This window comes from Leisingera sp. ANG-Vp (assembly GCF_000813725.1).
Lineage (GTDB): Bacteria > Pseudomonadota > Alphaproteobacteria > Rhodobacterales > Rhodobacteraceae > Leisingera.
Genome location: NZ_JWLD01000016.1, coordinates 1 through 25,092, shown reverse-complemented (window position 1 = coordinate 25,092; position 25,092 = coordinate 1). Strand labels below are relative to the sequence as shown.

Genomic DNA, 25,092 nt, shown 5'->3' with positions numbered 1-25,092 from the left:
TAGGCGGCACCTCGCGAGAAAGGCCAAACCCGTGCTCAGGTTCATACTCTCCTTCTTCGGTTCCATCTTCAGCACCATCACCCTTGGGGTGGCAATGGTGGCGCTGACCGTGGGAGCGGTGTTCTGGATCTACGGGCGCGATCTTCCGAGCCATGAATCGCTGGCGCAGTACCAGCCGCCAACGATCAGCCGGATCTATTCGGGCGAGGGGCATCTGATTGACGAGTTCGCCAAGGAACGCCGGTTGTTCACCCCATCGGCTGAGATCCCGGATCTGGTGAAACAGGCGTTTATCTCGGCTGAGGACAAGAACTTTTACCTGCACAAGGGCTATGACGCCCGCGGTATTGCCGCAGCAGCGATCGAGGCTGTGCAATCGCGCGGCAAGAACGTGCGCGGCGCTTCGACCATCACCCAGCAGGTGATGAAGAACTTCCTTCTGTCCGGCGACCGCCGGGCCGAGCGCAAGATCAAGGAGATCATCCTCGCCACAAGGCTGGAGGAGACGCTCGACAAGGAACGGATCCTGGAGCTGTATCTCAATGAGATCTTCCTGGGCCAGAACTCCTATGGGGTGACCGCGGCTGCCCAGACCTATTTCAACAAGACCCTGGGCGAGCTGGCGCCGCATGAGGCGGCAACCCTGGCTGCGATGCCCAAGGCGCCGTCGGATTACCACCCGGTGCGCCGCAAGGAGCGCCTGCTGGCGCGCCGCAATTATGTGCTGCGGGAGATGCGCGAGAACGGGTATATCTCGGATGATGTCTATGAGGTCGAGGTGGCCCAGCCGCTGCGCTCGGTGCAGAACGGCGACTTCGAGGGTTTCCGCACCGCGCTGCCGCCGCGGGACTACTTCACGGATGAAATCCGCCGCCAGCTGACCCAGGACTTCGGCGAGGGCGAGTTCTTTACCGGCGGCTTTACCGTGCGCGCGACCATTGACCACGAGATGCAGGCCGAGGCGGCGCTGGCGATGCGCACCGGCTTGCAGAAGTACGACCGCTCCCGCGGCATCTGGCGCGGCACAGGTGTGGCGCTGGAGGAAGCGCAGCTGGCGGATGAAGCCACGTGGCGCGAGGCGCTGGCAGCTGCCGAGGTGTCGCGCGACATCGATCTGGGCGGCAAGTGGTATCCGGCCGTTGCGCTGGAGGTTGGCGACCAGTCCCTGACCGTGGGTGTCGAAGGCAGTGAAGGCACCGGGACTGTGCCGCGCTCGGACATCAAGTGGATGAAGGGCAGCTTCAGGGACAACATCAGCCGAGGCGACGTGGTGCTGGTGCGGGCCGAAGAGAAGAATGGCGAATTCAGCCACTGGTCGCTGCGGCAGGTGCCGGAAGTGCAGGGCGGCTTTGTCGCGATGGATGTGAACTCGGGCCGGGTCTTGGCGATGCAGGGCGGCTTCTCCTACCAGCATTCGGTGTTCAACCGCGCGACACAGGCGCTGCGGCAGCCGGGCTCCAGCTTCAAGCCGTTTGTTTATGCGGCGGCGCTGGACAGCGGCTACAGCCCGGCGACCATCGTGGTCGACGCGCCGATCGAGATCAACACGCCCCAGGGCCTGTGGCGGCCGAAGAACTCGACCAACAAGTTCTATGGCCCGACACCTTTGCGCACCGGTATCGAAATGAGCCGGAACCTGATGACCATCCGCCTGGCGCAGGAGGTCGGCATGCCGGTGGTTGCAGGCTATGCGGAACGGTTTGGTGTTTATGACAATATGGGCGCCTTCCTGGCCAACTCGCTGGGGGCGGAAGAAACCACGCTGTACAAAATGGTGGCGTCCTACGCGATGTTTGCCAATGGCGGCGAGCGGGTGCAGCCGACACTGGTGGACCGGGTGCAGGACCGGTTCGGGCGCACCATCTACCGCCATGACGACCGCGATTGCGTCGACTGCGCCGACCCGAACCTGATCCCCGGCCAGGCGCCGCGGATTGTCACCGACCGCGAACAGGTGATGGACCCGATCACCGCGTATCAGCTCACGTCGATGATGAAGGGCGTGGTGGACCGCGGCACTGCTTCCAGCGTCATCAACCTGCCGGTTCCGGCGGCGGGTAAAACCGGTACCACCAACGATTCGCGCGATGTCTGGTTCGTGGGCTTTACGTCGAACATCGTGGCGGGCTGCTACATGGGTTTTGACCAGCCGCGGCCGATGGGGCGGGGCGCCTATGGCGGCACCATGTGCGGGCCGGTGTTCCAGCAGTTCATGACCAAGGCGACCGAGAAATTCGGCGGCGGCCCGTTTGACGTGCCGGAAGGCGGCCATTTCATCAAGATCGACCGTTACACCGGCGCCCGGCTGCCCGATGATGCTTCCGGTCCTTATGTGGTGGCAGAGTATTTCCGCGATGGGTTCGAACCGATCTTCGGCCTGACCTACGACGGCGGCTTTGCCATGGGATCGAACCTGCCGCTGATCGAAGAGGTGCAAGAATCGGGACGCAAAGTGGTGACCTCCAGCGGCGGCACTGCAGTGCTGGGGCCCAAAGCAACCTTTGGCACCATCAGCTCGGGCGGGCTTTACTGAGCCAGAAACACCGCCTCATGGCGCGCCATGCATTGGCGCGCCGTGTCGCCATAGGTGCCGGTGCACCAGCGCAGGTCAGGCATGATCCGGAACAATTCCTCGCGCACCGGCGCGCCCAGGGCCGAAACGGCTTGCACCCCAGGATGGAAGCTCTCTGACGGGGCGCCTTCGGCATAGATGATCTCATGCCGGTCGAACAGCAGATGCACATAGGTGACCATGCCGCCGGGCTGCTGGCGGATTGTGGTGCCGTTGACCAGATGCAGGGCTGAGACCAGCACCTCGCTGTCGCCGCACAAGAGAGCGGCGCCTGCGCCGGTATAGAGCATCCGGTGCTGGGGCGAGATCAGCAGGTCGCGTCCGGCACCGAAGAGGCCCGCGGGGATGCGCACCGGTGCCAGGCTGCCCTCGGCCGGGACCGTGGACTGACTGATCCAGCGCACCGGCTGCAGCCCGTTGTCGCGGGTGATCACCAGGTCGCCGGGGCGCAGTGTTTCGATGGCGCGCAGCCCGGCAGTGGTGGCGATCTGAGTGCCTGCGGTGAAGCAGATGATGTTTTCAATGCCGGAGAAGTAGACGGTGCTGCCGTCCAGCAGCGTGGCCGTGCCGGTCTTGCTGCCGCCCGTGTCATCGGTGATGTTCAGTGTGCCGGGATCCAGCTGGCCGTTGAAGTCCAGCGTATCGCCTGTTGTTTCGCCGTCATCACCGCCTGTGATTGTTATGTCGCCGGTGATGAAGGCGTTGTCGGAGGCTATTGTGAAATAGTCGTCGCCATCGCCGCCGGTGGCTGAATCGCTTTCACCGGCGACAATGCTGTCATCACCGGCGCCCCCATCCAATGTGTCCGCGCCGCCGCCGCCGTCCAGAGTGTCATCGCCGCTCTGGCCGTAAATCAGATCGGCACCGTCGCCGCCGGAAATGCTGTCGTTGCCAGCCGCCGGATCTTCGGGCGGCACCGTGAAGGTGATGTCCGAGATCATGTAGTCGGAACCGTCGCTCAGGTCGGTCTGAATATTGGCAGACAAGACCAGCTGATCGAATTCGCCGTATCCGCTGATATCTACCGTGCCGGTGCCGGAGCCGGCGACGTCCTCGGTAAAGTCGCCTTGGGCGACCAGAACACCGTCTTTGTAAATTTCCCAGTGGCCTTCTTCACCGTTTGAAGAAGTGTAGAGGTGCTTGAAAGAGACGCTGGCGCTGGTTGTTGCCTGATCAAAGTCGACAATCAGTTCCTCGGAGATGCCTGAGGCCTTGTCATAGCCTAGCTGCGCGTCGACTCCGCTGTCGGAATCCGAGATCGCGCCCGCGACCCCGTAGGCGTTGTCATAGTAATCAATGTTTGCGGCACTGGTGTTTCCGGATACATCCTTGGCCGTGACGGTGAAGCCGCTGGTGGTATCAGTGACATTGCTGTCATCGATGCTTTGCTGCGAGCTGGTCAGCCCGGCCTCGGTGCTGCTGTCGCCATAGATAGTGTCGTCGCCAGCGCCGCCTTCCAGGCTGTCCGCGCCTTCGCCGCCCAGGATCAGGTCGTTGTCTGCGCCTGCATCCACCGTATCATCGCCAGCGCCGGCCTCCACCGTGTCCTGATTGCCGGAGACGCCGCCGCCGTTGCCGTTGTCGATCTGGTCGCCGTCGCTATCAGTGTAGCTGTTGTCGATCAGCTCGCCTGCTGCGGTGCCCTCTATGGTGCCGTCTTCGGCGGTGTAGGCAGGGGGATTGTCCGCGGTGGCCGAGGTGAGCGTGTCCACTGCCCCCAGGTCGGGCACGAAATAGACGTTGCCATCGGTGGCCAGGTAGTAGACGCCGCTTTCAACTTCGCTGGTATAGGGGCTGCCGCCGTGCCATCCGGTCCAGCTCCAGTTTCCTGTGCCGAGGTTGGTGTCGGTAGTGAACGAGGAATAGGTGGCGGTAATCGTATCGCCATGATCCAGTGAGCCGTCTCCGAGCTGGACAAGATATCCGCTTGGCATCGTTCCGTATTCCCCAAATTCCTTGGCAGCCTCCCGCTGGCAGCCGCACCGGAGTTAAGGAATAGTCAGGCCGCGTTAATTCCGGGTGTTCGCCGAGTGTTCTCGGGAAGGAATGTCCTTGGCATTTGAATCGGATTTTCTGCAGTACCGGGGACGCCGGGGCGGGGCTTGGCGGCTTGCCCGCGGCGCATGGGTGGTTTATCACCCAGGCCTGAGCTTAGAATGCAAGGACACCCCATGCGCGCGGAAACCCAGAACATCGTGTCGGACATCGAAAAATCGCTGGAGCTGCTGGCCCAGCGGATGAACTGGGAGACTGCGGAATTCCGTCTCGAGGAGTTCAACGCGCGGGTCGAGGATCCGAACCTGTGGGATGACCCCGAAGCGGCGCAGAAGCTGATGCGCGAGCGTCAGGCGCTGGTGGATTCCATCAACACTTACAAAGGCATCCAGCAGGACTTGTCCGACAACATCGAACTCATTGAACTGGGCGAGATGGAAGAGGATGAAGACGTCGTCAAGGACGCCGAGGCGGCGCTGGTTGCGCTGAAAGAGAAGGCGGCCGAGAAGGAGCTAGAAGCGCTCTTGGACGGCGAAGCCGATGCCAATGACACCTTCCTGGAGATCAACGCAGGCGCCGGCGGCACCGAGAGCTGCGACTGGGCCTCGATGCTGGCACGCATGTATGTGCGTTGGGCAGAGAAAAAGGGCTATAAAGTCGAACTGCAGTCCGAAAGCGCAGGCGACGAGGCAGGCATCAAATCCGCCGCCTACAAGATCTCGGGCCACAATGCCTATGGCTGGCTGAAGTCCGAAAGCGGCGTGCACCGGCTGGTGCGGATCTCGCCTTATGACTCGGCGGCCAAGCGGCACACATCCTTCAGCTCGGTCTGGGTCTACCCGGTGGTGGACGACAATATCGAGATCGACGTGAACCCGTCCGACATCCGCGTGGACACCTACCGCTCCTCGGGCGCGGGCGGCCAGCACGTGAACACCACCGACTCGGCGGTGCGGATCACCCACATTCCGACCGGCATCGTGGTGACCTCGTCGGAGAAATCGCAGCACCAGAACCGCGACATCGCCATGAAGGCGCTGAAATCGCGCCTCTACCAGCAGGAGCTGGACCGTCGCAACGCCGAGATCAACGCCGCCCACGAGGCCAAGGGCGATGCCGGCTGGGGCAACCAGATCCGCTCCTACGTGCTGCAGCCCTACCAGATGGTGAAGGACCTGCGCACCAGCCACGAGACCTCGGACACCAAGGGTGTGCTGGACGGCGATCTGGACGGGTTCATGGCCGCGACCCTGGCGATGAACGTCTCCGGCAAGAGCCGTGCGGACGCGCAAGGCGAAGAATAAACCCGGCGCCGGCGGGCGCGGGGGATGGCGGATTGAGAGACAGGGCAGCCAGTGAGGCTGCCCTTTTTCTTTGCCGCCATTGGGGGCAGGCTGCGCTGGTAAACATGTATGCTCAAAGCATTTTATAACGGCATCAATAGCGTTAGGCTTAAATGGCATATTTTTGATGCTGCTTTTCATGGGCGAAAGCCTGCGCTGGGGAGGATGGACGGACATGAACACAGAAAAGCCCTTTGGAGTGCCGCCGCTTCAGCCGGTTTCAACCGGGATGCTGTTGGAAGCGCTGCGCCGGGGCTGGGCCGATTTCCGCAGGAAGCCGGTCTACGGGCTGTTCTTCGCCGGTTTCTACGTGCTGGCCGGCTGGGCAATGGCCTGGGTGACGGTCCGGACCGGCACCACCTACTGGCTGGTGCTGGCAGCCATTGGTTTTCCTCTGATCGGTCCCTTTGCGGCTGTGGGGCTTTATGAAGTGTCGCACCGGCTGGAACAGGGCAGGGGTATTGCCGTCGGCCGGATCCTTGGCGTGGTGCTGCAGCAAAGCCGCCGCCAGCTGCCGTCGATCTGCGCCATTATCATCGTGGTGTTCCTGTTCTGGTTTTTCCTGGGCCACATGATTTTTGCGCTGTTCCTCGGCCATGCCACGATGACCAACATATCGAGCTCTGCCGAAGTGTTCCTGTCTGCCAACGGGCTGACCATGCTGGCGGTGGGCACCGCCGTCGGAGCGCTGTTTGCGCTGCTGCTATACATGATCACGGTGATCTCGCTGCCCTTGCTGCTGGACCGGGAGGTGGATTTCGTGACCGCGATGATCACCAGTTTTCAGTACGTGCAGCAGAACTTTGCAGTGATGATCCTGTGGGCCGCATTCATTGCCGCGGTCACCTTTGCCGCTCTGCTGCCCTGGTTCCTCGGCCTGTTTCTGGTGCTGCCGCTGCTGGGGCACGCCACCTGGCACATTTACCGGCTGGCTGCTGCTGAGTAGCGTCAGCGGAACGGCTGATCTGTCTGCAGCAGGCGCCGGTGGAAGGGCAGCAGCGCCTCTTCATCGGCAAAGCCTGCGCTGCGGGCGGCCTCCAGAACCTGTTTGGTGTCGCGGCCCAGATGCTCATACACCATCCGTGTCACGCGCTCGCCGGTCTGGCTTTCGCGGACGGTGCGGGCCACATAGCCGGACCAGAAGTTGTTCTCCAGCGATGCCACCCGCGCCAGGTAGTTGAACGAGTAGGTCATCGCCTTGCGGCGGGCGATGACAAAGGCGACACCATCCTCGTGGCCGCTGATATAGCCGCGGAATTCCCGTACTCCGGGGGTTGCCGACAACCCCTGGCTGCGCATTGCTTCTTTTGCCTCGAACCCCTTGATATAAGTCACACCTGCGTCGCGGAACACATAGACCAGGCCAATGACGAACATTTCCTCGTTGATGAAACTGCGGCGGGTGAAGCGGTAAAACCCGGACGGGAAAAACTCCTCGCTCAGCTGCTGTACGCCGCGGCCCAGGAAATCGGCCAGAAAGGCGCCGTTTACAACCTGGCCGGCCTTCGACAGTTTCTCCACCGGATCCAGCAGAATACGCGCATCGACTTCGAAAAACCGGCAGATGCGGTCCAGGACGTCAGGTCGGGGAAAGCTCTCCCCCGAGAGGTAGCGGTTGAATTGGGTCCGGTTGATCCCCAGCTGGCGGGACAGTTCCGAAACGGACGGGTATTGCCTCGATAATTGACGCAGGTTGGCGCCAAACATGTTTCTCAAATCAGCTGGGGAGCGGCTTTGGCTGTTCATCTTTGCCCCTGGTCGTTCGGCAATTTGCGGCTTTTTTGCGTTTCATACGAGCAGCTTGTGCCAATATCTGACAGCATCGCCTCAGTGGGTGCTGCCGTGTGGCGTCAGCGTTGTCGCTACTTCACGTCAGCAGGCTAGTCAAACTGACACAAAATGCAATAGGCCGGCACGGATTTAGTCATGTTGGCGTCACATCAATTGTTCCAGAATTGCAGAGCGGCAATGCGAGGACTGGTATGATTGGAGTCGTTTTATGGAGTGATGAAACCCTGAACAAAGCTGTTATCTGGTGCGATGATCAGGGCGACCTTGCTTTTTACACAAACAAAGATGCAGAGGCCGGTTTCCAGGAGCTGAATGCGGGGGACTGGGTTGAATTCGATGTAACCGTGAGCGGTAATTTCAGGATCGCAGAGAATCTGGTGGTGCTGATGGAGAAAGGCAGCCCGGATCTGGCCGGGCGGCTGAGCGCAGCGGCCGGCTGTGCCGCCGGAACCTCTTCTGAGGATGCCAGCGGTGGCACGGTGATTCCATTCCCGGTGCGGGAAGCAAGCAAAAGAAACGCCGCAGCGGCGCTACAGGCCGGGCGGCGCTGAGCGCCGGCCACCCAATGGCCGGCGCCGTTTAGGTGTAAATTCGGATCAGGCGCCGCGCAGCAGCGCGGCAACGCCTGTGCGGGCAATCTCGGTCAAACCCAAAGGCCGCATCAGATCGGCAAACGCGTCGATCTTGTCGGGCGCGCCGGTGATCTCGAAAACAAAACTGTTCAGGGTGCTGTCAACCACATTGGCGCGGAAAATATCCGCCAGCCGCAGCGCCTCGACCCGCTTTTCGCCTTCGCCAGCCACTTTCAAAATCGCCAGCTCGCGTTCCACTGCGTCGCCTTCGACGGTCAGGTCATGAACGTCGTGCACCGATACGATCCGTCCCAGCTGCGCCTTGATCTGCTCGATCACCTGCGGAGTGCCGGTTGTGACAATGGTGATACGGCTGAGGTGGCCGGTATGGTCGACCTCGGCCACGGTCAGGCTTTCAATGTTGTAGCCGCGGCCGGAGAACAGGCCGATCACGCGGGCTAGGACACCGGGTTCGTTTTCCACCAGAACCGCAATGGTGTGCCGCTCCTGCACATCCGAAAAGGTCGGGCGCAGGTTGTAGGCGGAGTGGCGGGTGGAGCCTTTTTTGATATGCAGGGCAGACATTCGTGCCTCTCTTTCGTATCTCGCTGCCAAGAAAATTCGAATTTTCTTGGCAAATTTCTTAGAAGAAATTTGCGGCGGGGCCGCGTTACACCAGCACTGCGCCGCCGGCCTGGATGACGCCTTGCGTCTCGGCCTCGCCCAGCAGCATTTCATTATGCGCCTTGCCTGACGGGATCATCGGGAAGCAGTTTTCGTGCTTCTCGACCAGGCAGTCGAAGATCACCGGCCCGTCGTATTCGATCATCTCCATGATCGCATCGTCCAGATCCTTGGGATCGCTGACCATGATGCCCTTGGCGCCGAAAGCTTCGGCGAGCTTTACGAAATCGGGCAGGGCTTCCGACCAGGAGTGGCTGTAGCGCTCGCCGTGCAGCAGTTCCTGCCACTGGCGCACCATGCCCAGGCGCTCGTTGTTGAGGATGAACTGCTTGACCGGCAGGCGGAATTGCACCGCTGTGCCCATTTCCTGCATATTCATCAGCCAGGAGGCTTCGCCCGCCACATTGATCACCAGCGCATCCGGGTGCGCCATCTGCACCCCGATCGAGGCCGGGAAACCATAGCCCATGGTGCCGAGGCCGCCTGAGGTCATCCAGCGGTTCGGATCCTCGAAACCCAGGTATTGCGCAGCCCACATCTGGTGCTGGCCGACCTCGGTGGTGACATAGCGGTCATGGCCCTTGGTCAGCTCTTCCAGGCGCTGCAGCGCGTACTGCGGCTTGATGGTCTTTTCCGAGTTCTTGAAGGACAGGCAGTTGACCGCGCGCCAGTCGTCGATCTGGGCGTGCCACTTGGCCAGCGCCTCGCGGTTCACTTTGCGGCCGCGCGCCTTCCAGACCTTCAGCACGTCTTCCAGAACATGGGCTACGTCGCCAACGATTGGAATGTCGACCCGGATCACCTTGTTGATCGAGGAGGGATCGATGTCGATATGCGCTTTCTTGGAATTCGGGCTGAAGGCATCCAGGCGGCCGGTGATCCGGTCATCAAAACGGGCGCCGATGTTGATCATCAGGTCGCAGCCGTGCATCGCCAGGTTGGCCTCGTAAAGGCCATGCATGCCCAGCATGCCGATCCAGTTCTTGCCCGAGGCCGGATATGCGCCAAGGCCCATCAGGGTCGAGGTGACCGGGATGCCGGTGGCATCGACCAGCTCGCGCAGCAGCTGGCTGGCGGCATTGCCGGAGTTGATCACGCCGCCGCCGGTGTAGAACACGGGGCGCTCGGCGGCCTCGATGGCGGCAACCAGCTCGGTGATCTCCTCCATGTCGCCCTTGACCTGCGGCTGGTAGTGCGAGGCGGCGGGTTTCGGGCCGGTGTACTCGCCGGTGGCAAACTGCACGTCCTTGGGGATGTCGATCAGAACCGGGCCGGGACGGCCGGAGGTGGCGACATGGAAGGCTTCATGCAGGGTGCCCGACAGGCTGTCGGTATCCTTGACCAGCCAGTTGTGCTTGGTGCAGGGGCGGGTGATGCCAACGGTGTCGGCCTCCTGAAAGGCGTCCGAGCCGATCATGAAAGTCGGCACCTGGCCGGTCAGAACCACCAGCGGGATCGAGTCCAGCAGCGCGTCGGTCAGGCCGGTCACCGCGTTGGTGGCACCGGGGCCGGAGGTCACCAGCACAACGCCGGGCTTGCCGGTGGAGCGGGCATAACCCTCGGCGGCGTGAACCGCGCCCTGCTCGTGGCGCACCAGCACGTGGCGGATGTCGTTTTGCAGAAAGATCTCGTCATAGATCGGCAGCACGGCGCCGCCTGGGTATCCGAAGACTACATCCACACCCTGATCCTTCAGGGCTTGGACAACCATCTTTGCGCCGGTCATTTCACGTGTCATCTGCTTTTTGCTCCAATTGGCGGCATCGTCCGTTTCGCATAAAAAAAGCCCCCGATTTTCATTCGGAGGCGCATGGGTTCGATTATGGTCTACCGTTACCGGCCCATGCGCTTGGTTCCTACGATTACGACTAGTGCGTTCACGTCACTGGCTCCTTTTTGCGTTGCAGCGGACATTATGTGGGCTGGACAGGGGCGTCAACAGGGAAAGGTGTCTAAAAAGCCCTGTCCAGAGACATTTTCTTGCTCAAATCCCGGGGTGCGGCGAAATTTCCGCGAAAATGCCCGGTCACAGAGTTGCGAAATCGTTCAAAACCGGCATCCGGCTGTCCTGTTTGTGCCAGATCGGCGGGTTTTCCGCAGGCAAGCTCAACTCAAAAGAGTTTGCAGGGAAGGACATTGAATGGCGCATCTCGCTGACCTGGTGGATTTGGGCCGCTACCCGATCGACAGACCCAGCTCCAGAGCTTACGAGCGGCTCATTGCGGATTTGCAGCGGGAGCTGGAAGCGGATGGCTGCGCGGTGCTGCCCGGGTTTGTCCACGAGGAAGGGGTGGCAAGGCTGGTTGCCGAAGCGAATACTGTCGCAGACAAAGGGCACAAGTCCTTTAGCCGGACCAATGCCTATTTCTCCAAGGACGACAGCACCTTGTCCGAGAGCCACCCGGTTCGGCAGTTCTATGACCGCTCCAACGCCTTCATCCCGGCGGACAATTTCGGGCCCGCCAGCCCGCTGCGCTCGATTTATGAATTTGCGGGCTTCATGCCCTTTATCCGCACCGCTTTGGGAGAGCCCGAGGACCGGTTCTTCCGTTATGACGATCCGCTGGCGGATGTGATCATCAACATGGTTGAGGAGGGGCAGGGCTTCCCCTGGCATTTCGATACCAACAATTACACGGTGACGCTGGCCATTCAGAACGGCGAGGCCGGTGGGGATTTTGAATATGTGCCGATGCTGCGCACGCCCACCGATGAAAACTACGATGGCGTGGCGCGGGTGCTGGCAGGCAATTCCCCGATGGTGCGCAAGCTGGTGCTGCAGCCCGGCGATCTGCAGATCTTCCGCGGCCGCTATTCACTGCACAGGGTGGCGCCGGTCGAGGGGCCGCGCAAACGCTATGTCGGCATCTTCTCCTTTGTCGAAAAGGAGGGCATGTGCGGCGGTGTCGAGCGCACCAAGCAGCTTTACGGCCGGGTGCTGCCGCGCCACTACGAGCGGGAAGGGTTGCGGGCGGACGCGCTCAGGGATTGACGGAATTCCGGGCGCCCTGGGGGAGGGCGCCCGGTCTGCCGGGCACTTGCTTGCGGCAACGCCGAGGATTACTCCGTCAGCGCATTGTGCCCGAAATAGAGAAACTCCTTGTTCATCCCCTGCACCTCTGCCGCCGCCAGGGTGAGCGAGGCGCCATCCAGCATCTTGAAGCTTTTCTGGTCCTGGACCCAGCTGTCTGCAGGCTGCAGGGTCGACAGCGTGTAAGTCGTCGTTTCGGACAGGTAGTGAGTGGGGATCACCACCTTCGGGTTGATCCGTTCAACCAGCGCGTTGGCCTGCTCATAGGACAGGATGTGCTCGGAAGCATCAACCGGCAGGGTCAGCACATCAATGCGGCCGATGGCGTCCCAGAAACCGTCCGCCGGATCCGGCCGGTTGTCGCCCCAGATCAGCGTGCGGATGCCGCCGGTTTCCACCACATAGGTCACCATATCCATGTGTCCGGGGTTGTTGGGCGGGCAGGCATCGACGCCGAATTCGGCCAGCGCGTCGGTCCAGGGATACCAGCCGGGGGCCACGCAGGCGTGTTTGTCGGCATAGCCGGTGATCTTGAGGTCGGCAAATTCAAAGGTGCCCACCATCCGGTCCAGCACCATGGTGGATTGCGGCCGGTCGATAGCGTCGTGGTCGAAATGGGTGTGGGTGGACATGGTGATGTCGACCAGGGTTTCCGGGAACTTCTGCTTGAACCACAGCCCCCAGGCGCCGGAGGGGTCATCGCGCCACGGGTCGAACAGGATTGAGGCACCGCCGGGGGAGGTGATCTTGATTGCGCAGTGGCCGTAGAAATCGATCTTTACCTCGCCATCAGCAAAGGCAGACATGTTCTGCAGGTCGATCACATGGTTGTTGTTGCCGGGCTGCAGCCAGTCGGTGGATTGCGCCTGGGCGCTGGTGGAGCCAAGCAGGCTGGCCGCCGAGCCCACGCCCGCAGCGCCTGCCGCTGCAAAGAAACTGCGCCGCGACAGGCCCGGTGCCAGATCGTCCTTGCGCCCGTCCAGCCGGGCCGGTTTCAGGTTCTTCTTTTGCTCGTCCATTGTTCGCGTCTCCCTGTTTTTGGTTCTGGCCACCCTGCGGGGCAGCGCTGCAAACAGGCTAGGCAGCGAAAGCGCTGAGGGGTGCCCCGGAAGATTATGGGGGGAATATGGGGGTTCTCCCCATAATGGCTGCAAAAACCGCGGTGGCGGGTCCTTGCTGCGGGGGAATTCCCGGCCTTGGCGCGGGGCGCGCTTTCTGGCAGCCTGACCTGCAACGGACCCCGGGAGAACCGGGGCAAATCAGAACTCACCAGAACGGGCAGCGGCATGAGCATCACACGGCGGCATTTTGGATTTGGCCTCGCGGCATTGGGCCTGACGGCGTGCAGCAGCACGGTGCCGGCAAGCGGCAGTTCCGGCTCGCCCGGTCTGCCGGCAGACCTGCGGCCCGCACCGAACGCAGGCTATGACGCATGGGTGGCGGCATTCCGGACCCGCGCTGAGGCAAAGGGCATTTCCTCGGCGACCCTGCGTGCGGCCTTCCGCGGTGCGGGGTATTTGCCGGGGGTCGTCAAGCGCGACCGCAACCAGACTGAATTCAAGCGCACACTTGAGGATTACCTGTCGATTGCGGTGTCTGACGAACGGCTCAGCAAAGGCCGCGCCGCCTTTGCCCGGCATGGCGCAACCCTGCGGGCGCTGGAGCGCACCTATGGCGTTGATGCTGAAATCATCTGTGCGGTCTGGGGGCTGGAGAGTTTCTATGGCGAGCGCCGCGGCAATGTGCCGGTGATCTCGGCCACCTCGACGCTGGCCTACGACGGGCGGCGCGGCGCGTTTTTCGAAAAGCAGCTGCTGGCGGCGCTGCGGATCCTGCAAAACGGCGACATCACCCCTGCACGGATGACCGGCAGCTGGGCGGGGGCCATGGGGCACACCCAGTTCATTCCAACCTCCTACCAGGCCTTTGCGGTGGATTTCACCGGTGACGGGCGGCGTGACATATGGTCCGAGGATCCTTCGGATGCGCTGGCCTCGACCGCCGCCTATCTGCAACGGAACGGCTGGACCCGCGGCGTGAAGTGGGGCGGTGAGGCCGGGGCGCCGGGCACGCCCGGCGGCCGCAGCCTGCAGCCGCAGGAAGGCGGGCCGGTGTTCATTGTCACCGGCAACTTCAATGCCATCAAGCGATACAACAACTCGGATTCCTACGCGATCGGGGTGGGCCATCTAGCCGACCGTATCGCAGGCGGCGGACCGCTGCGTGCCAGCTTCCCGCCGGACAAATACGGGCTGACCAAGGACGACCGCATCCTGCTGCAGAAACGCCTGACCGCCAGGGGCTTTGACACCGGCGGCGCCGACGGGGTGCTGGGACCCAAGAGCCGCGCTGCGATCAGCGCTTTTCAGTCCAGCCGCGGACTGCCTGCAACGGGTGATCCGTCCAAGGCGCTGCTTGACAGCCTGAACTAACGGCTACTCCGCTGAACTCAGCGCAATCAGGTGCTGGCGCAGGTTTTCGCGGCGGCTGAGGCCCAGTTTCTGGCGGATGTTGTTGCGGTGAAAGTCGATGGTGCTGGTCTCGCGGCCCAAAGTGGCGGCGATTTCCTTGGTGGTGCGGCCCATCATGATCAGCTGCATGATCTCGGTCTCGGCCGGTGTCAGCTGCTCCAGCGTTTCCGTCAGCTTGGACGACAGGGCTGAGGTGATGTTCTTGAGGTTGTCCTCGACCATCAGCAGATAGGCGCTCTGCAGCTCCCGGTCCGCGTCCAGATGGCGGAGCTTGGCGATATAGGGCAGCACCATCCCTTTGATCTGCTGCACGATCTGCTGCTCGGTCTCGTGACGCGAGGCCTCGACATTGTCGATCAGCACGCGCAGCGCAGTATTGGCATCCTCCAGCGCTTTGGTGCGGCGTTTGATGGTGTCCTCGCGGGCGCGCACTGTCTCGCGCAGCTCGGCCTGGGCCTGTTTGCGTTGGGCGACTTCCAAGAGCAGCGCCAGATCGCCCTCAACCACCCGGCAGAACTCCTGCAGGCCCTTGCGGAACATCAGCGCGCGCTTGTTGCGCCGGGTGTCGAGCACGCAGATGGTGCCGTAAACCTCGCCGTCCGGCCATTTGATCGGGTAGCCGATATAAAAGGACATGGCGTGCTCCATATCCTCGTTGTCCTGCCAGCGCGGCTCGCACTGGGCGTCCTCAACCACCAGCTCGCCGTCGTTTTCAAAGACGCCGAAGCAATAGAGCTTTTCGTTCAAATGGTACTTGCGGCCCGGGTAGTAGGGGTTGTTTTCGGCAGAGTTCGAGACCTTGACCCGGTGATCCTTGTCCACGGTTGCCATGATCAGCGCGGCCGGCACATCGGTCAGCTCCGCCACCAGATCCACCACCCGCTGCCACTTGGCCTGGGTTTCCGGCGGGATCGGGGGCTTGGCGAAAGTCATGGCGCGTCTCCTTGGCCCGGGAGGCTAGGGCAGGGAGGCCAAACCGCAAAGGAAATTCTGGGTGACGGGATCAGAACCCGGCGCCGGTGCCCTGCAGCACGCCATGCTCCAGCGCATAGCGGGTGAGGCCGGCAGTTGAAGAGATGCCCAGCTTGCGTTTGATGTTCTTGCGGTGGGTCTCGACGGTTCTGACCGAAATATCAAGCGCTTGCGCGACTTCCTTGTTGGACTTGCCCTGCGCCAGCTCCAGCAGGATCGTCTGTTCCCGGCCGGTGAGTGCTTCGCGGGCATCATCCCCTTTTGGCTTCAGGGAGCCTTCTGCGCCGGTGCAAAGGTAGGTCTGGCCTTCCATCACCGCGTCGATCGCCTGTTTGATCTCGTCCGTAGGCACGTCCTTCAGCACATAGCCCATGGCGCCATGGCTGAGGGCGGTCGAGATGTACTCGGGACTGTCATGCATCGACAGGATCAGGATGCGGGTGCCGGGGTGCTGCTCGAGGATGATTTCGGTGGCGCTGAGGCCGCCGAGCTTGGGCATGTTCAAATCCATCAACACTACATCGGGCGCCAGCGCGCCCATGTGATCGACTGCGTCCTGTCCATCGGTCAGCGAGCCGACCACGTCGATATCATCGTAGCTTTCCAGGATCGACTGGATGCCTTCGGCCACCATCGGGTGGTCATCCACGATCAGAACTTTCACCGGATCAGCCATCATTCCCCCAATGCAGCTTTCCTTTGCCGGGCCCGCCCGCCTGCCATCTCCCTATGGCAGCTGAACCGGCGTTCCCTCTTCCCCAGGCGGCAGCAGGTGGCTGAGAGGCAGGCTGGCCTCGATCACCGTGCCGCTTTGGGTGCCACGTGATGACAGAATGCGTAAGGCTCCGTCAAGCTGTTCGATCCGCTCTTGCATGTTCCTGAGGCCGATTCCGGGGCCGGAGCGGGCATCCCGTGGCGGCAATCCGCGGCCGTTGTCGGTGATCCGCATGGTAGCGCCGCGCTTGTGGCCGCGCAGGTCGATGCTGACTTTGGTCGCTTCTGCGTGGCGCTCGATATTGGTCAGGGCCTCCTGGGCGATCCGGTACAGCGCGATCTTGGAATCCTGGTCCAGCCGGTTGCGGAAGACGACGGTCGAGAATTCCGTCTCGATGCCCGTGCGGGCGGCAAAATCATCGGTCAGCGCCTTCAGCGCCGGGCCAAGGCCAAGGTCGTCCAGCACGCCGGGGCGCAGGTCGCGGCTGATGCGGCGGACCTCGGTAATGGCGGTGAGCAGGTTCTCGGTGCCTTTCTCAAGCGGCGCCTGCGCCGCCTCGCTGTCGCCGCGCGTGAGCCGCCGCCGTGTATTGTCCAGCGCATAGCGTACCCCGACCAGCAGCTGGCTGATGCCGTCGTGCAGCTCGCGTGCCACCCGGCCGCGCTCTTCTTCCTGGGCGTCGAACACCCGCTGGGTCAATTCCTTGAGCTTGGCATCGGCCAAGCGCCGCTCGCGGATGTTGAGGAACATGCCGGAGGCAAAGACCAGTATCAGCGACACCAGGGTAATGCCGCCAATGTAGAAGAAGGTGCGCTGCACCCGTGCCTCCACTTCGGCGCGCGAGGCCGCCACCGTGGCCAGCACATCGTCAATGAAAACGCCGGTGCCGATCGCCCACTGCCAGTCCTGCAGCCCCAGCACATAGGCGATCATCTGCGCCTCTTCCCCGGTCGAGGGCTTTTCCCAGGTGAAACTGTGCCAGCCGGCACCGTCACGGGCGAGGCGGATGAACTCGTCCACCACCGGCACCCCGTCGCTGTCCGTCAGCCCCGCCCAGTTGCGGTTGATGTATTCGGTCTGGCGCGGGCTCACCAGGTTGGTGCCGTCGTAGTCATAGACAAAGAAGAACCCGTCCTTGCCGTAGATCATCGCACTGAGGATCTGGGTCACCCGTTCCTTGGCTTTGGCGTCATCGGGTGCGGCCAGGCCATAGATATGGGCAAAGCCGTTGCGCGCCTGGGTCACATAGTTCCGCAGTTCCGCCTTCTTGGCCTCCAGCAGCTGCAGTTCCAGCGCCTGAATCTCGCGCTCGGCCAGAGCGCGCGACTGATAGCCCACCAGCACCGCTATCGCGGTGCCCGCCACGATCAGCGGCAGTGTCATCAGCAGCGAGAGTTTCTGCGCATAGTTGGGGCGCAGAAGAGTATCAAACAGGCGCATGCACGGTGTCCCGGAATTGGTCAGATTCTTGTACCGAATCATGGCGCGGCCGCCCAGAAGAATCGGCGGGGCAGGGCAGAATTGCGCGCGGGGCGGGTGTGGCAGTTAGCCGATTCGCCCCTGATGTGCGCAACATTTGCGGGCAAACCGGAGAAAAACGTCCCGTTCTACGCAGTAGTAGGTATTCACATAAAATTCATCGCCGCTAGGCTGGCCCCACTCGAACCGATCCGCCCGAGGGGCAAATCCCCGGGCATCCGATTTATAATGGGAGGAGTAATTTATGGATCGCCGTTCTTTCTTGAGAACTTCCGCGCTGGGCGGGACCGCAGCAGCAGCCAGCACCCTGGCGGCACCGGCCTATGCCCAGGGCAAACGCACCCTGACCATGGTCACAACCTGGGGCCGCGGCCTGGCAGGCGTGCATGACTCTGCACAGTTCATTGCCGACACCATCACCGCCATGTCCGATGGCGACCTGACCATCGACCTGAAAGCTGCAGGCGAGCTGGTTGGCGCATTCGAAGTGTTCGACGCCGTGACCGCGGGCCAGGCCGACATGTACCATGCCGCTGACTACTACTTTGTCAGCCAGCACCCGGGCTATGCCTATTTCACCGCCGTGCCGTTCGGCATGACCCCGCAGGAACTGGTGAACTGGTATTACCACGGCGAAGGCCATGCGCTGCATGACGAGCTGGGCCAGATCTTCGGCCTGAAGTCCTTCATCGGCGGCAACACCGGCCCGCAGGCCGGCGGCTGGTACAACAAGGAAATCAACGGCCCCGAAGACTTCAACGGCCTGAAGTTCCGGATGCCGGGCCTGGGCGGCAAGGCGCTGGGCAAGCTGGGCGCATCCGTGCAGAACATCCCCGGCTCCGAAGTGTATCAGGCTCTGTCCTCCGGCGCGATTGACGGCACCGAATGGATCGGCCCCTGGGCGGACGAAAAGGCCGGCTTCCAGGAAATCACCAAGACCTACTACACCGCGGGCTTCCACGAGCCGGGCGCGGCGCTGTCGGTTGCCACCAACCGCGACGTCTTCGAAAGCCTGTCGCCGGCGCATCAGAAGATCATCGAAACCGCAGCCGGTGCCGGCCACCAGTGGAGCCTGGCGCAGTTCATGAACAACAACGGTGCAGCGCTGCAGCGTCTGCAGTCCGGCGGCGTGAAGACCCTGGAATTCCCGGACAGCGTCTGGGATGCCTTCGGCTCCGCGACCAAGGAAACCCTGGACGAGTTCATGGGCGACGAGCTGTTCGCGAAGATCCGCAACAGCGTCGAAGCGTCGATGAAAGCTTCCTCGGGCTGGATCACCAAATCCGAAGGCGCCTACCGCGTTCAGCGCGACCGCGTCCTGGGCTAATCTGCCGTACCGGCATTCATCGGATCCTCCGCCGCGGCGCGGGGGATCCACATGCAGTTGCTAGTGACGCGGGACGGCCGGCAGACGCCGCGTGCCAAACCCAGCGCAGCAGCTTCGCAGCAATCTTCCCGGGGGAAACATGCAGGAAGAGAGTGGCATCACCTTCTTTGGCGCAATCTGGGGCGGGCTTGTCTGGCTGATCCAGAACCTCGCAGGCGCCTTCTACAATTTCGGCTACGCCATCACCCATCCGCAGCTCTGGCTTGACTGGTCCGACAAGGCCTCGGTCATGCGCTTTGTCTACTATGGCGGCTCGGTCGAGTTCTTTTTTGTCGTCTTCACCACCTTCCTGGTGCTGACCGGCGTGGGCTTGTACTTCCGCGGCTTCATGTGGGGCATGGTGCGCGGGCTTGAGGGAGTGGCCAATACCGTCGGCCGTTTCTTCGCCTGGGCAGGCCTTCTGATGGTTCTGCAGCAGATCATCATCGTCTTCATGCAGCGCGTTTTTGCCCGGCCTGACATCAGCTTCGGTTTTGGCATTCCGTTCAGCCAGGACATCAGCTGGTTTGCCGAGGAACTGAAGTTTTACAACGCCTTGGTCGTCTGCCTTTGTGTGACTTACACCTTCGTGCAGGGCGGCCATGTGCGCGTTGACCTGATCTATTCCGGTATCAGCTTCCGCGCCAAGAAGGTTGTGGACATGATCGGTTCGCTGCTGTTCATGATGCCCGCGGCGGTGCTCACCTGGATGTACGGCTGGTTTTTCCTGTGGCGGCACCTGATCGTGCCGAAGCCCTCGGCCTCGGACAGCCTGGACCGGCTGGTGATGAAGTCCCGCGCCCTGCGCTGGAACGTCGAGACCATCGGTTTCAGCCCCAACGGCTTCAACGCCTACTTTCTGTTCAAGATCCTGCTGGTCGCCTTTGCCGGCCTCGTGTTCCTGCACGCCATCGCCTTCTTCTACCGCTCGTTCCTCGAGTTCGTCGAAGGCCAGGGCAGTGAAAACAAATACCTCGACAAGGACAGCCTTGGAGAGGGTGAAGAAGCCTACGAAGGCACGCACTAAAGGGACGTCGGAAACATGCTATTTGGACTTGATGGCGTCGAGATCGGCCTGCTCATCGTATTCTTCTGCCTCTTCGGGGGCATCCTTTCCGGCTTCCCGGTGGCCTTTGCCATCGGCGGTGCCGGGATCATCTCCTTCGGGATCATCGCGGCGCTGGACAGTGCCGGCATCCTGATCCACCAGGCGATCGATACCTCGTCGCAGGCCTACCGCGACCTGCTGAATTCGGGCATCAGGCCCGACAAGGTGTCGGTCTTCCGCTACCCGGACTTGCCAAGACTGGCAGAACCTGTGTTCGCGCAGGGCTGGGAAGTGGCGCTGGACCGCAACATCTCCTTCATCGTCAACCGGATGAACGAGCGGGTGCTGGCGGGTGCGTCGATTGAAACCCTGCTGGCGGTGCTGATGTTCGTGCTGATGGGCATCACCCTGGAGCGTTCCAAGATCGCCAACGACCTCTTGACCACCATGGCGCGCGTCTTTGGTCCGCTGCCGGGCGGCCTGGCGGTATCGATTGTGGTTGTGGGCGCCTTCCTGGCGGCCTCCACCGGCATCGTCGGCGCAACCGTGGTGACCATGGGCCTGCTGGCGCTGCCAACCATGCTGCGCAACAACTACTCGCCGGAACTGGCGACCGGTGTGATCGCAGCCTCGGGCACCCTGGGCCAGATCATTCCGCCGTCGATTGTGATCGTTCTTCTGGGCACGCTGGCGGGCGACCTCTATTCCACCGCGCAGGAGACCCGCGCGATGGAGGCAGGCTGCTCCGACGCGCTCACTTATCTGGGCGAGCCAGCGGTGGTTTCGGTCGGCACCCTGTTCCAGGCGGCGCTGCTGCCGGGCATCCTGCTGGCGCTGCTTTATGCGATCTATGCCTTCGGCTATGCGCTGCTGAACCCGCATAAGGCGCCGGCCGTCACCATCGAAGGCGGCACCGGCGAGGTGATCACCCGCAACGAAGGCCTGATCTGGTTCCTGGGCGTGCCTGCCGCGCTGATCGGCGGCGCGGTGCTGCTGTCGAGCTTCAACGTGATCGGCAGCCAGAACATCACCGTCTCGGCCTTCTCGGACGCCGGTGAAACCGCTTCTCTGCGCACCAATGTGGGCGCCGAGTGCAAGGCCTCGATGATCGACCTGCACGGGCAGGAGGCCTGGGACGCCGCGGTGGCAGAGCAGGAAGCCATTGATGCCGCAGGCGGTGTGACCCTGGCGGAGAAGCTGAGCGAGGAAGAAATCGCCGCCGCCCGCGACGCCAAGATCGCTGCCGCAGCCCCCATTGGCACCGGCATCTCCGTGATCATGGTTCTGCTGGGTCTGGTGCTGGCATTCGGCCGCGGTGTGGCGCCGTCGCGCGATGCCAAGCCGCTGATCCTGGGGTCCATCGGCATCCTGCTGATCGCGCTGGTGGATCTGGTGGCGATTGCGCCAACCACGTCTGCCGGTGCGACGGTGCTGTGGATCGCGCTGCCGGTGCTGCTGGCGCTTTACGGCTGCCGCGAGGCGGCTGCGCGCTGCGCCAGGAACGATCTGATCCGGGTGGTGTTCCCGCCGCTGGTGCTGATCGTTGCGGTGCTGGGCTCGATCCTGGGCGGCATCACCAACCCGACGCCGGCTGCGGCGCTGGGGGCAGGCGGCGCCATCATGCTGGCGGCCTACCGCAAGCTGCAGGATGAGGGCAAGTCGGGCAGGATCATCATCTGGTCCACCTTTGCCGTCATGCTGTGCATCCTGATCGGCATGAACTTCGACCTGCGTGTGAACCAGGGCGGGGTGAGCGTTGAAAGCTGGATTGCCTTCTTTGCAGCTTATGCCACCTACCTCTATGCGCTGTTCGGCCTGCTGTACGGCTGCTGGGTGCTGTTCAAGTCCGGCGTGCTGACCCCGGTGGTGCGGGAAACCGCCAAGGTGACCTCGATGGTCTTCACCATCCTGATCGGCTCGCAGCTGTTGAACCTGGTGGTGATCTCCTTTGGCGGCGAGCACTATATCCAGCAGTTCCTGAAGAGCTTCGACAATGAGATGACAGTTTTCATCATCGTGATGATCGTGCTGTTCATTCTGGGCTTTGTGCTGGACTTCCTGGAGATCATCTACATCGTGATCCCGATTGTCGGGCCGGTGATCTATGGCGGCTCGTTTGATCCGAAATGGGTGACCATCATGGTGGCGGTGAACCTGCAGACCTCGTTCCTGACGCCGCCCTTCGGGTTTGCGCTGTTCTACCTGCGCGGGGTGGCACCCAAGGAGGTGACCACGGGCCACATCTACCGCGGGATCGTGCCGTTTGTGCTGATCCAGGTGGTGGGCATCGGCATTCTGTGGCTGTTCCCGTCGATCGTGACCATCGTGCCGGCGCTGATCCCGAACTGAGCGGGATCAGGCAAGTGAAACGGAAAAGGGGCCCCTGCGGGCCCCTTTGCTGTTTGGCGGGGGAGGGGCGCTGCCCCTCTGCGCCTTTGGCGTATTCACCCCGGGGTACTTAGGACCAGAAAGAAGCGGCGGGGACTGGCAGGGTCAGGCGAACTGGATCAGGTCCCAGCGGTTGCCGAACGGGTCGCGCCAGACAGCGACGGTGCCATAGGGCTCAATGCGGGGCTCTTCTTCGAAGGTGACGCCCTGGGCCAGCATGGCGGCGTGGTCGCGGGCGAAATCATTGGTGGCCAGGAACAGCCCGACGCGGCCGCCGAACTGGTTGCCGATGGCGGCCTGCTGCGCAGGCCCTTCGGCCCGGGCCAGGATCAGGCTGCCTTGATCTGCGCCCGGCGGCAGGATCCGCACCCAGCGCTTGCGGCCCTGGTCGATGTCCTCGGCCAGCTGCCAGCCGAGCTGGCCGCAGTAGAAGGCGATGGCGGCGTCATAATCCGGCACCACCAAAGAGACGGCATGCAGGTACTGCATCAGCGCTGGCGGTGAATGGGCTGTTCGGGCAGCTGGATATTGGCGACCTGTTCGGCAATCGGATCGGTCGACAGCGGGTGGCTGGCGGTTTCGAACTCTGATGGGTCGGTCATCTTTTTCCACTCGCTGCGGTGGTAGATCTCGAGGCCGGAGAACTTGGCCTTGTAGCCCATCTTCTGGCTGCCCGGGACCCAGTAGCCCAAGTAGACATAGGGCAGCCCGGCTTCGCGCGCGATTTCGATATGATCGAGGATCATGAATGTGCCAAGCGAGTTCTGCGGCTGATCCGGCGCGTAGAAGGAATAGACCATGCTGAGGCCGTCCTCCAGCACGTCTGTGAGCGACACTGCGGTCAGCTGGCTGGAGCCCGGCGCCGCATATTCCACCACCCGGCTACGCACCGGGGTCTCCTCGATCATTGCGGCATATTCGAACACATCCATATCGGCCATGCCGCCATCGGCGTGGCGGCTGTCGAGATAGCTGCGGAACAGGGCAAACTGGTCCTCGGTCGCCCAGGGCGACGTGGCACGCCGCTCCAGATGCGCATTGCGCTTCAGGGTGCGCTTCTGGCTCCTGGTCGCCTTGAAGGCCGAGACATCGATCCGTGCCGACAGGCAGGCCGAGCATTCCGAGCAGGAAGGCCGGTAGAGCACGTTCTGCGAGCGCCGGAAACCCTGCTGGCTGAGGCTGTTGTTCAGCTGCTCCACCCCGTCGCCCTGAAGCGCGGTGAACAGTTTCCGCTCCATGCGGCCCTCCAGATAGGGGCAGGGCTGGGGCGCGGTCACATAAAACTGCGGTGCAATCGGAAGGGTGTGGCGCATCAGAACTCTTCAGCAGTTTCGCGGGACAGGCAAGCGGGTGGCCGTTACCCGGATGATGATAGCGCCGCGGCGGCGGTGCGCCAAGTAGCGTTGTGGGAAATGGATTAACGGAAAGCTGTTGCTGGGGTGCCTGACGCAGACAGCGCGGCGATGGCTGCCGTCCGGTTCCGGATAGGGCCTGATCCCGAAATCTTTGGCGAAGCCCGCCACCAAGCCGGGCTTCGCACTGGCTGTACTGGTACTAAGGTGTTGCGGTCACGTCCGCCGGTTCAGCATCACCGTGCCGAGGAAATGGTCGGTCAGGCCCTGGCCGCGGGAGGAGGTCAGCATCAGGATGACGGAAATTACCTGCAGGACCGGCAGCGCCAGCGACAGGGAGTAGCCTGCGGTGTGCAGCGCCGCCAGACCGCTGTCGAAGCGCCGGCCGGAGCTGTCGCGCAATTCGATACCGGCAAAGCGCATGCCCCAGGTGGCCGAGCCATTGGCGATCGTTACCGTCCGGTAGGCAAAACCCACCGCCAGGTACAGAAGCGGCCAAATCAGAAGTCCGGTAAAGGCTGTCAGCACCACGGTGGCTGCGCTCAGGCCGAAAATCAGGGCACTGTCGATAATCCAGGCCACCAGCCGCTTGGCCGGCACGGAGGCATAGAATTCCGCCTGGTAGTCAGGATCGGGCAGGGCGGTCATGAACGGGGTCCTTTGCTGAAGCGGGAAGGAAGGAAGCCCCGCCCGGACGGATGGGCGGGGCAGCCGGAGGTGCAGGGGTCAGTGGCGCTTGGGTTCGCCACCGTCCTGATCATCCTCCAGATCTTCGCCGGAGGCCGCCGCACGGGCGCGCTCATCCATGAATTCGTCGAACTCTGCTTTGTCCTTGGCTTCGCGCAGGCGCTGCAGGAAGGCCTCAAAATCGTGCTGTTCCTGTTCGAGGCGGCGCAGGGTGTCGGCCTTATAGGCGTCAAAGGCGCTGTTGCCCGAGGGTTTCATTGCCGAGAAGCCATGATGCGCCCAGGCTTTGCGTTTGTGGCTGCGGCAGGATTTGCTGAACATGCGTTTGCTCCAGATCATGTAGAAGAGAAGGGCCAGGCCAACCGGCCAGAAGAACACGAAACCCAGTACCATTGCGGCGATCCAGGCGCCTTTGCCCTTGCTGTCCAGCCAGGCTTCGCTGCGGGAAAACCAGCCCTGTACCGGGGTATGGGGGGCGGTTTGGGTGAAACTCGTCATCGGGGTCCTCCAGGTTGCGGTGAATGTAAATCCCTTTCACATGATTGCATATCGGAACCCGGCCGGGTGCTTTCAAGTCTCCATGTAAATCTTTTTCACATTGTTTTACTGGAGTGCCCCATCTGAAT

General features: G+C 62.4%; 21 protein-coding genes. 9 read left to right on the top strand and 12 right to left on the bottom strand.

Going from position 1 to position 25,092, the window contains the following annotated elements:
- Positions 1–31 precede the first annotated feature (31 nt).
- Complete coding sequence (locus tag RA20_RS06265; RefSeq protein ID WP_039125761.1) at positions 32–2,533, top strand: penicillin-binding protein 1A; 2,502 nt, start codon at positions 32–34, stop codon at positions 2,531–2,533.
- On the opposite strand, the gene RA20_RS06260 is transcribed toward RA20_RS06265, so the two are convergent.
- The gene (locus tag RA20_RS06260) at positions 2,527–4,506 is read right to left on the bottom strand and encodes a Hint domain-containing protein (protein ID WP_039125759.1); all 1,980 of its coding nucleotides are present in this window, start codon (positions 4,504–4,506) and stop codon (positions 2,527–2,529) included. The two genes, RA20_RS06265 and RA20_RS06260, sit on opposite strands and share 7 nt — an antisense overlap.
- Before the next feature lie 237 nt (positions 4,507–4,743).
- Between RA20_RS06260 and prfB the strand changes: the two genes are divergently transcribed.
- Positions 4,744–5,871 carry a peptide chain release factor 2 gene (gene prfB, locus RA20_RS06255; protein WP_039125757.1) on the top strand — a complete coding sequence of 376 codons (1,128 nt, stop codon included), beginning with the start codon at positions 4,744–4,746 and terminating at the stop codon, positions 5,869–5,871.
- 214 nt (positions 5,872–6,085) lie between these two features.
- A complete protein-coding gene (locus tag RA20_RS06250) occupies positions 6,086–6,856 on the top strand; it encodes a DUF2189 domain-containing protein (protein WP_039125934.1) in 771 nt (256 codons plus the stop codon).
- 2 nt (positions 6,857–6,858) lie between these two features.
- Here RA20_RS06250 and RA20_RS06245 read toward each other — a convergent pair whose 3' ends face one another.
- Positions 6,859–7,617 carry a helix-turn-helix domain-containing protein gene (locus tag RA20_RS06245; protein WP_039125755.1) on the bottom strand — a complete coding sequence of 253 codons (759 nt, stop codon included), beginning with the start codon at positions 7,615–7,617 and terminating at the stop codon, positions 6,859–6,861.
- Positions 7,618–7,766: 149 nt separating this feature from the next.
- On the opposite strand from RA20_RS06245, the gene RA20_RS06240 reads away from it, so the two are divergent.
- Entirely contained in the window at positions 7,767–8,252 is a 486-nt protein-coding gene (locus RA20_RS06240; RefSeq protein ID WP_241482219.1) for a cold shock domain-containing protein, read from the top strand.
- Between the two features lie 45 nt (positions 8,253–8,297).
- Here the strand turns inward: RA20_RS06240 and ilvN are convergent, their stop codons facing one another.
- A complete protein-coding gene (gene ilvN, locus RA20_RS06235) occupies positions 8,298–8,858 on the bottom strand; it encodes an acetolactate synthase small subunit (protein WP_039125751.1) in 561 nt (186 codons plus the stop codon).
- A gap of 85 nt (positions 8,859–8,943) precedes the next feature.
- Positions 8,944–10,695: an acetolactate synthase 3 large subunit gene (locus tag RA20_RS06230; RefSeq protein WP_039125749.1), complete on the bottom strand. Its 1,752-nt coding sequence runs from the start codon at positions 10,693–10,695 to the stop codon at positions 8,944–8,946.
- A gap of 402 nt (positions 10,696–11,097) precedes the next feature.
- Here RA20_RS06230 and RA20_RS06225 point away from each other — a divergent pair, with 402 nt between their 5' ends.
- Positions 11,098–11,949 (top strand): HalD/BesD family halogenase, encoded by an 852-nt coding sequence (locus RA20_RS06225; protein ID WP_039125747.1) that lies wholly within the window; start codon positions 11,098–11,100, stop codon positions 11,947–11,949.
- Positions 11,950–12,017: 68 nt separating this feature from the next.
- On the opposite strand, the gene RA20_RS06220 is transcribed toward RA20_RS06225, so the two are convergent.
- Positions 12,018–13,007 (bottom strand): MBL fold metallo-hydrolase, encoded by a 990-nt coding sequence (locus RA20_RS06220; RefSeq protein ID WP_039125746.1) that lies wholly within the window; start codon positions 13,005–13,007, stop codon positions 12,018–12,020.
- A 267-nt stretch (positions 13,008–13,274) separates the two neighbouring features.
- Between RA20_RS06220 and RA20_RS06215 the strand changes: the two genes are divergently transcribed.
- Entirely contained in the window at positions 13,275–14,420 is a 1,146-nt protein-coding gene (locus RA20_RS06215; protein WP_039125744.1) for a lytic murein transglycosylase, read from the top strand.
- A 3-nt stretch (positions 14,421–14,423) separates the two neighbouring features.
- Here the strand turns inward: RA20_RS06215 and RA20_RS06210 are convergent, their stop codons facing one another.
- The 3 genes from RA20_RS06210 to RA20_RS06200 form a co-directional block, all read right to left on the bottom strand.
- Complete coding sequence (locus RA20_RS06210) at positions 14,424–15,392, bottom strand: LuxR C-terminal-related transcriptional regulator (protein WP_039125742.1); 969 nt, start codon at positions 15,390–15,392, stop codon at positions 14,424–14,426.
- A gap of 70 nt (positions 15,393–15,462) precedes the next feature.
- A complete protein-coding gene (locus RA20_RS06205) occupies positions 15,463–16,107 on the bottom strand; it encodes a response regulator transcription factor (protein WP_039125933.1) in 645 nt (214 codons plus the stop codon).
- Between the two features lie 51 nt (positions 16,108–16,158).
- Positions 16,159–17,586 (bottom strand): cache domain-containing protein, encoded by a 1,428-nt coding sequence (locus tag RA20_RS06200; RefSeq protein ID WP_039125740.1) that lies wholly within the window; start codon positions 17,584–17,586, stop codon positions 16,159–16,161.
- Between the two features lie 283 nt (positions 17,587–17,869).
- Between RA20_RS06200 and RA20_RS06195 the strand changes: the two genes are divergently transcribed.
- From RA20_RS06195 to RA20_RS06185, 3 genes are all read left to right on the top strand, one after another.
- Positions 17,870–18,952, top strand: a complete 1,083-nt coding sequence (locus RA20_RS06195; protein ID WP_039125738.1) for a TRAP transporter substrate-binding protein — start codon at positions 17,870–17,872, stop codon at positions 18,950–18,952.
- A gap of 139 nt (positions 18,953–19,091) precedes the next feature.
- On the top strand, positions 19,092–20,018 hold the full coding sequence (locus RA20_RS06190; RefSeq protein ID WP_039125737.1) for a TRAP transporter small permease subunit: 927 nt from the start codon (positions 19,092–19,094) through the stop codon (positions 20,016–20,018).
- A gap of 15 nt (positions 20,019–20,033) precedes the next feature.
- The gene (locus RA20_RS06185; protein WP_039125735.1) at positions 20,034–22,388 is read left to right on the top strand and encodes a TRAP transporter large permease; all 2,355 of its coding nucleotides are present in this window, start codon (positions 20,034–20,036) and stop codon (positions 22,386–22,388) included.
- Between the two features lie 144 nt (positions 22,389–22,532).
- Here the strand turns inward: RA20_RS06185 and RA20_RS06180 are convergent, their stop codons facing one another.
- From RA20_RS06180 to RA20_RS06165, 4 genes are all read right to left on the bottom strand, one after another.
- Positions 22,533–22,916, bottom strand: coding sequence for a VOC family protein (locus RA20_RS06180; protein WP_039125733.1), 384 nt, complete (start codon positions 22,914–22,916; stop codon positions 22,533–22,535).
- A complete protein-coding gene (locus RA20_RS06175; RefSeq protein ID WP_039125732.1) occupies positions 22,916–23,740 on the bottom strand; it encodes an arginyltransferase in 825 nt (274 codons plus the stop codon). The genes RA20_RS06180 and RA20_RS06175 overlap by 1 nt, the downstream gene beginning before the upstream one ends.
- 255 nt (positions 23,741–23,995) lie before the next feature.
- Complete coding sequence (locus tag RA20_RS06170) at positions 23,996–24,427, bottom strand: RDD family protein (RefSeq protein ID WP_039125730.1); 432 nt, start codon at positions 24,425–24,427, stop codon at positions 23,996–23,998.
- Between the two features lie 78 nt (positions 24,428–24,505).
- Positions 24,506–24,964 (bottom strand): DUF2852 domain-containing protein, encoded by a 459-nt coding sequence (locus RA20_RS06165; protein ID WP_039125728.1) that lies wholly within the window; start codon positions 24,962–24,964, stop codon positions 24,506–24,508.
- Positions 24,965–25,092: the final 128 nt, after the last annotated feature.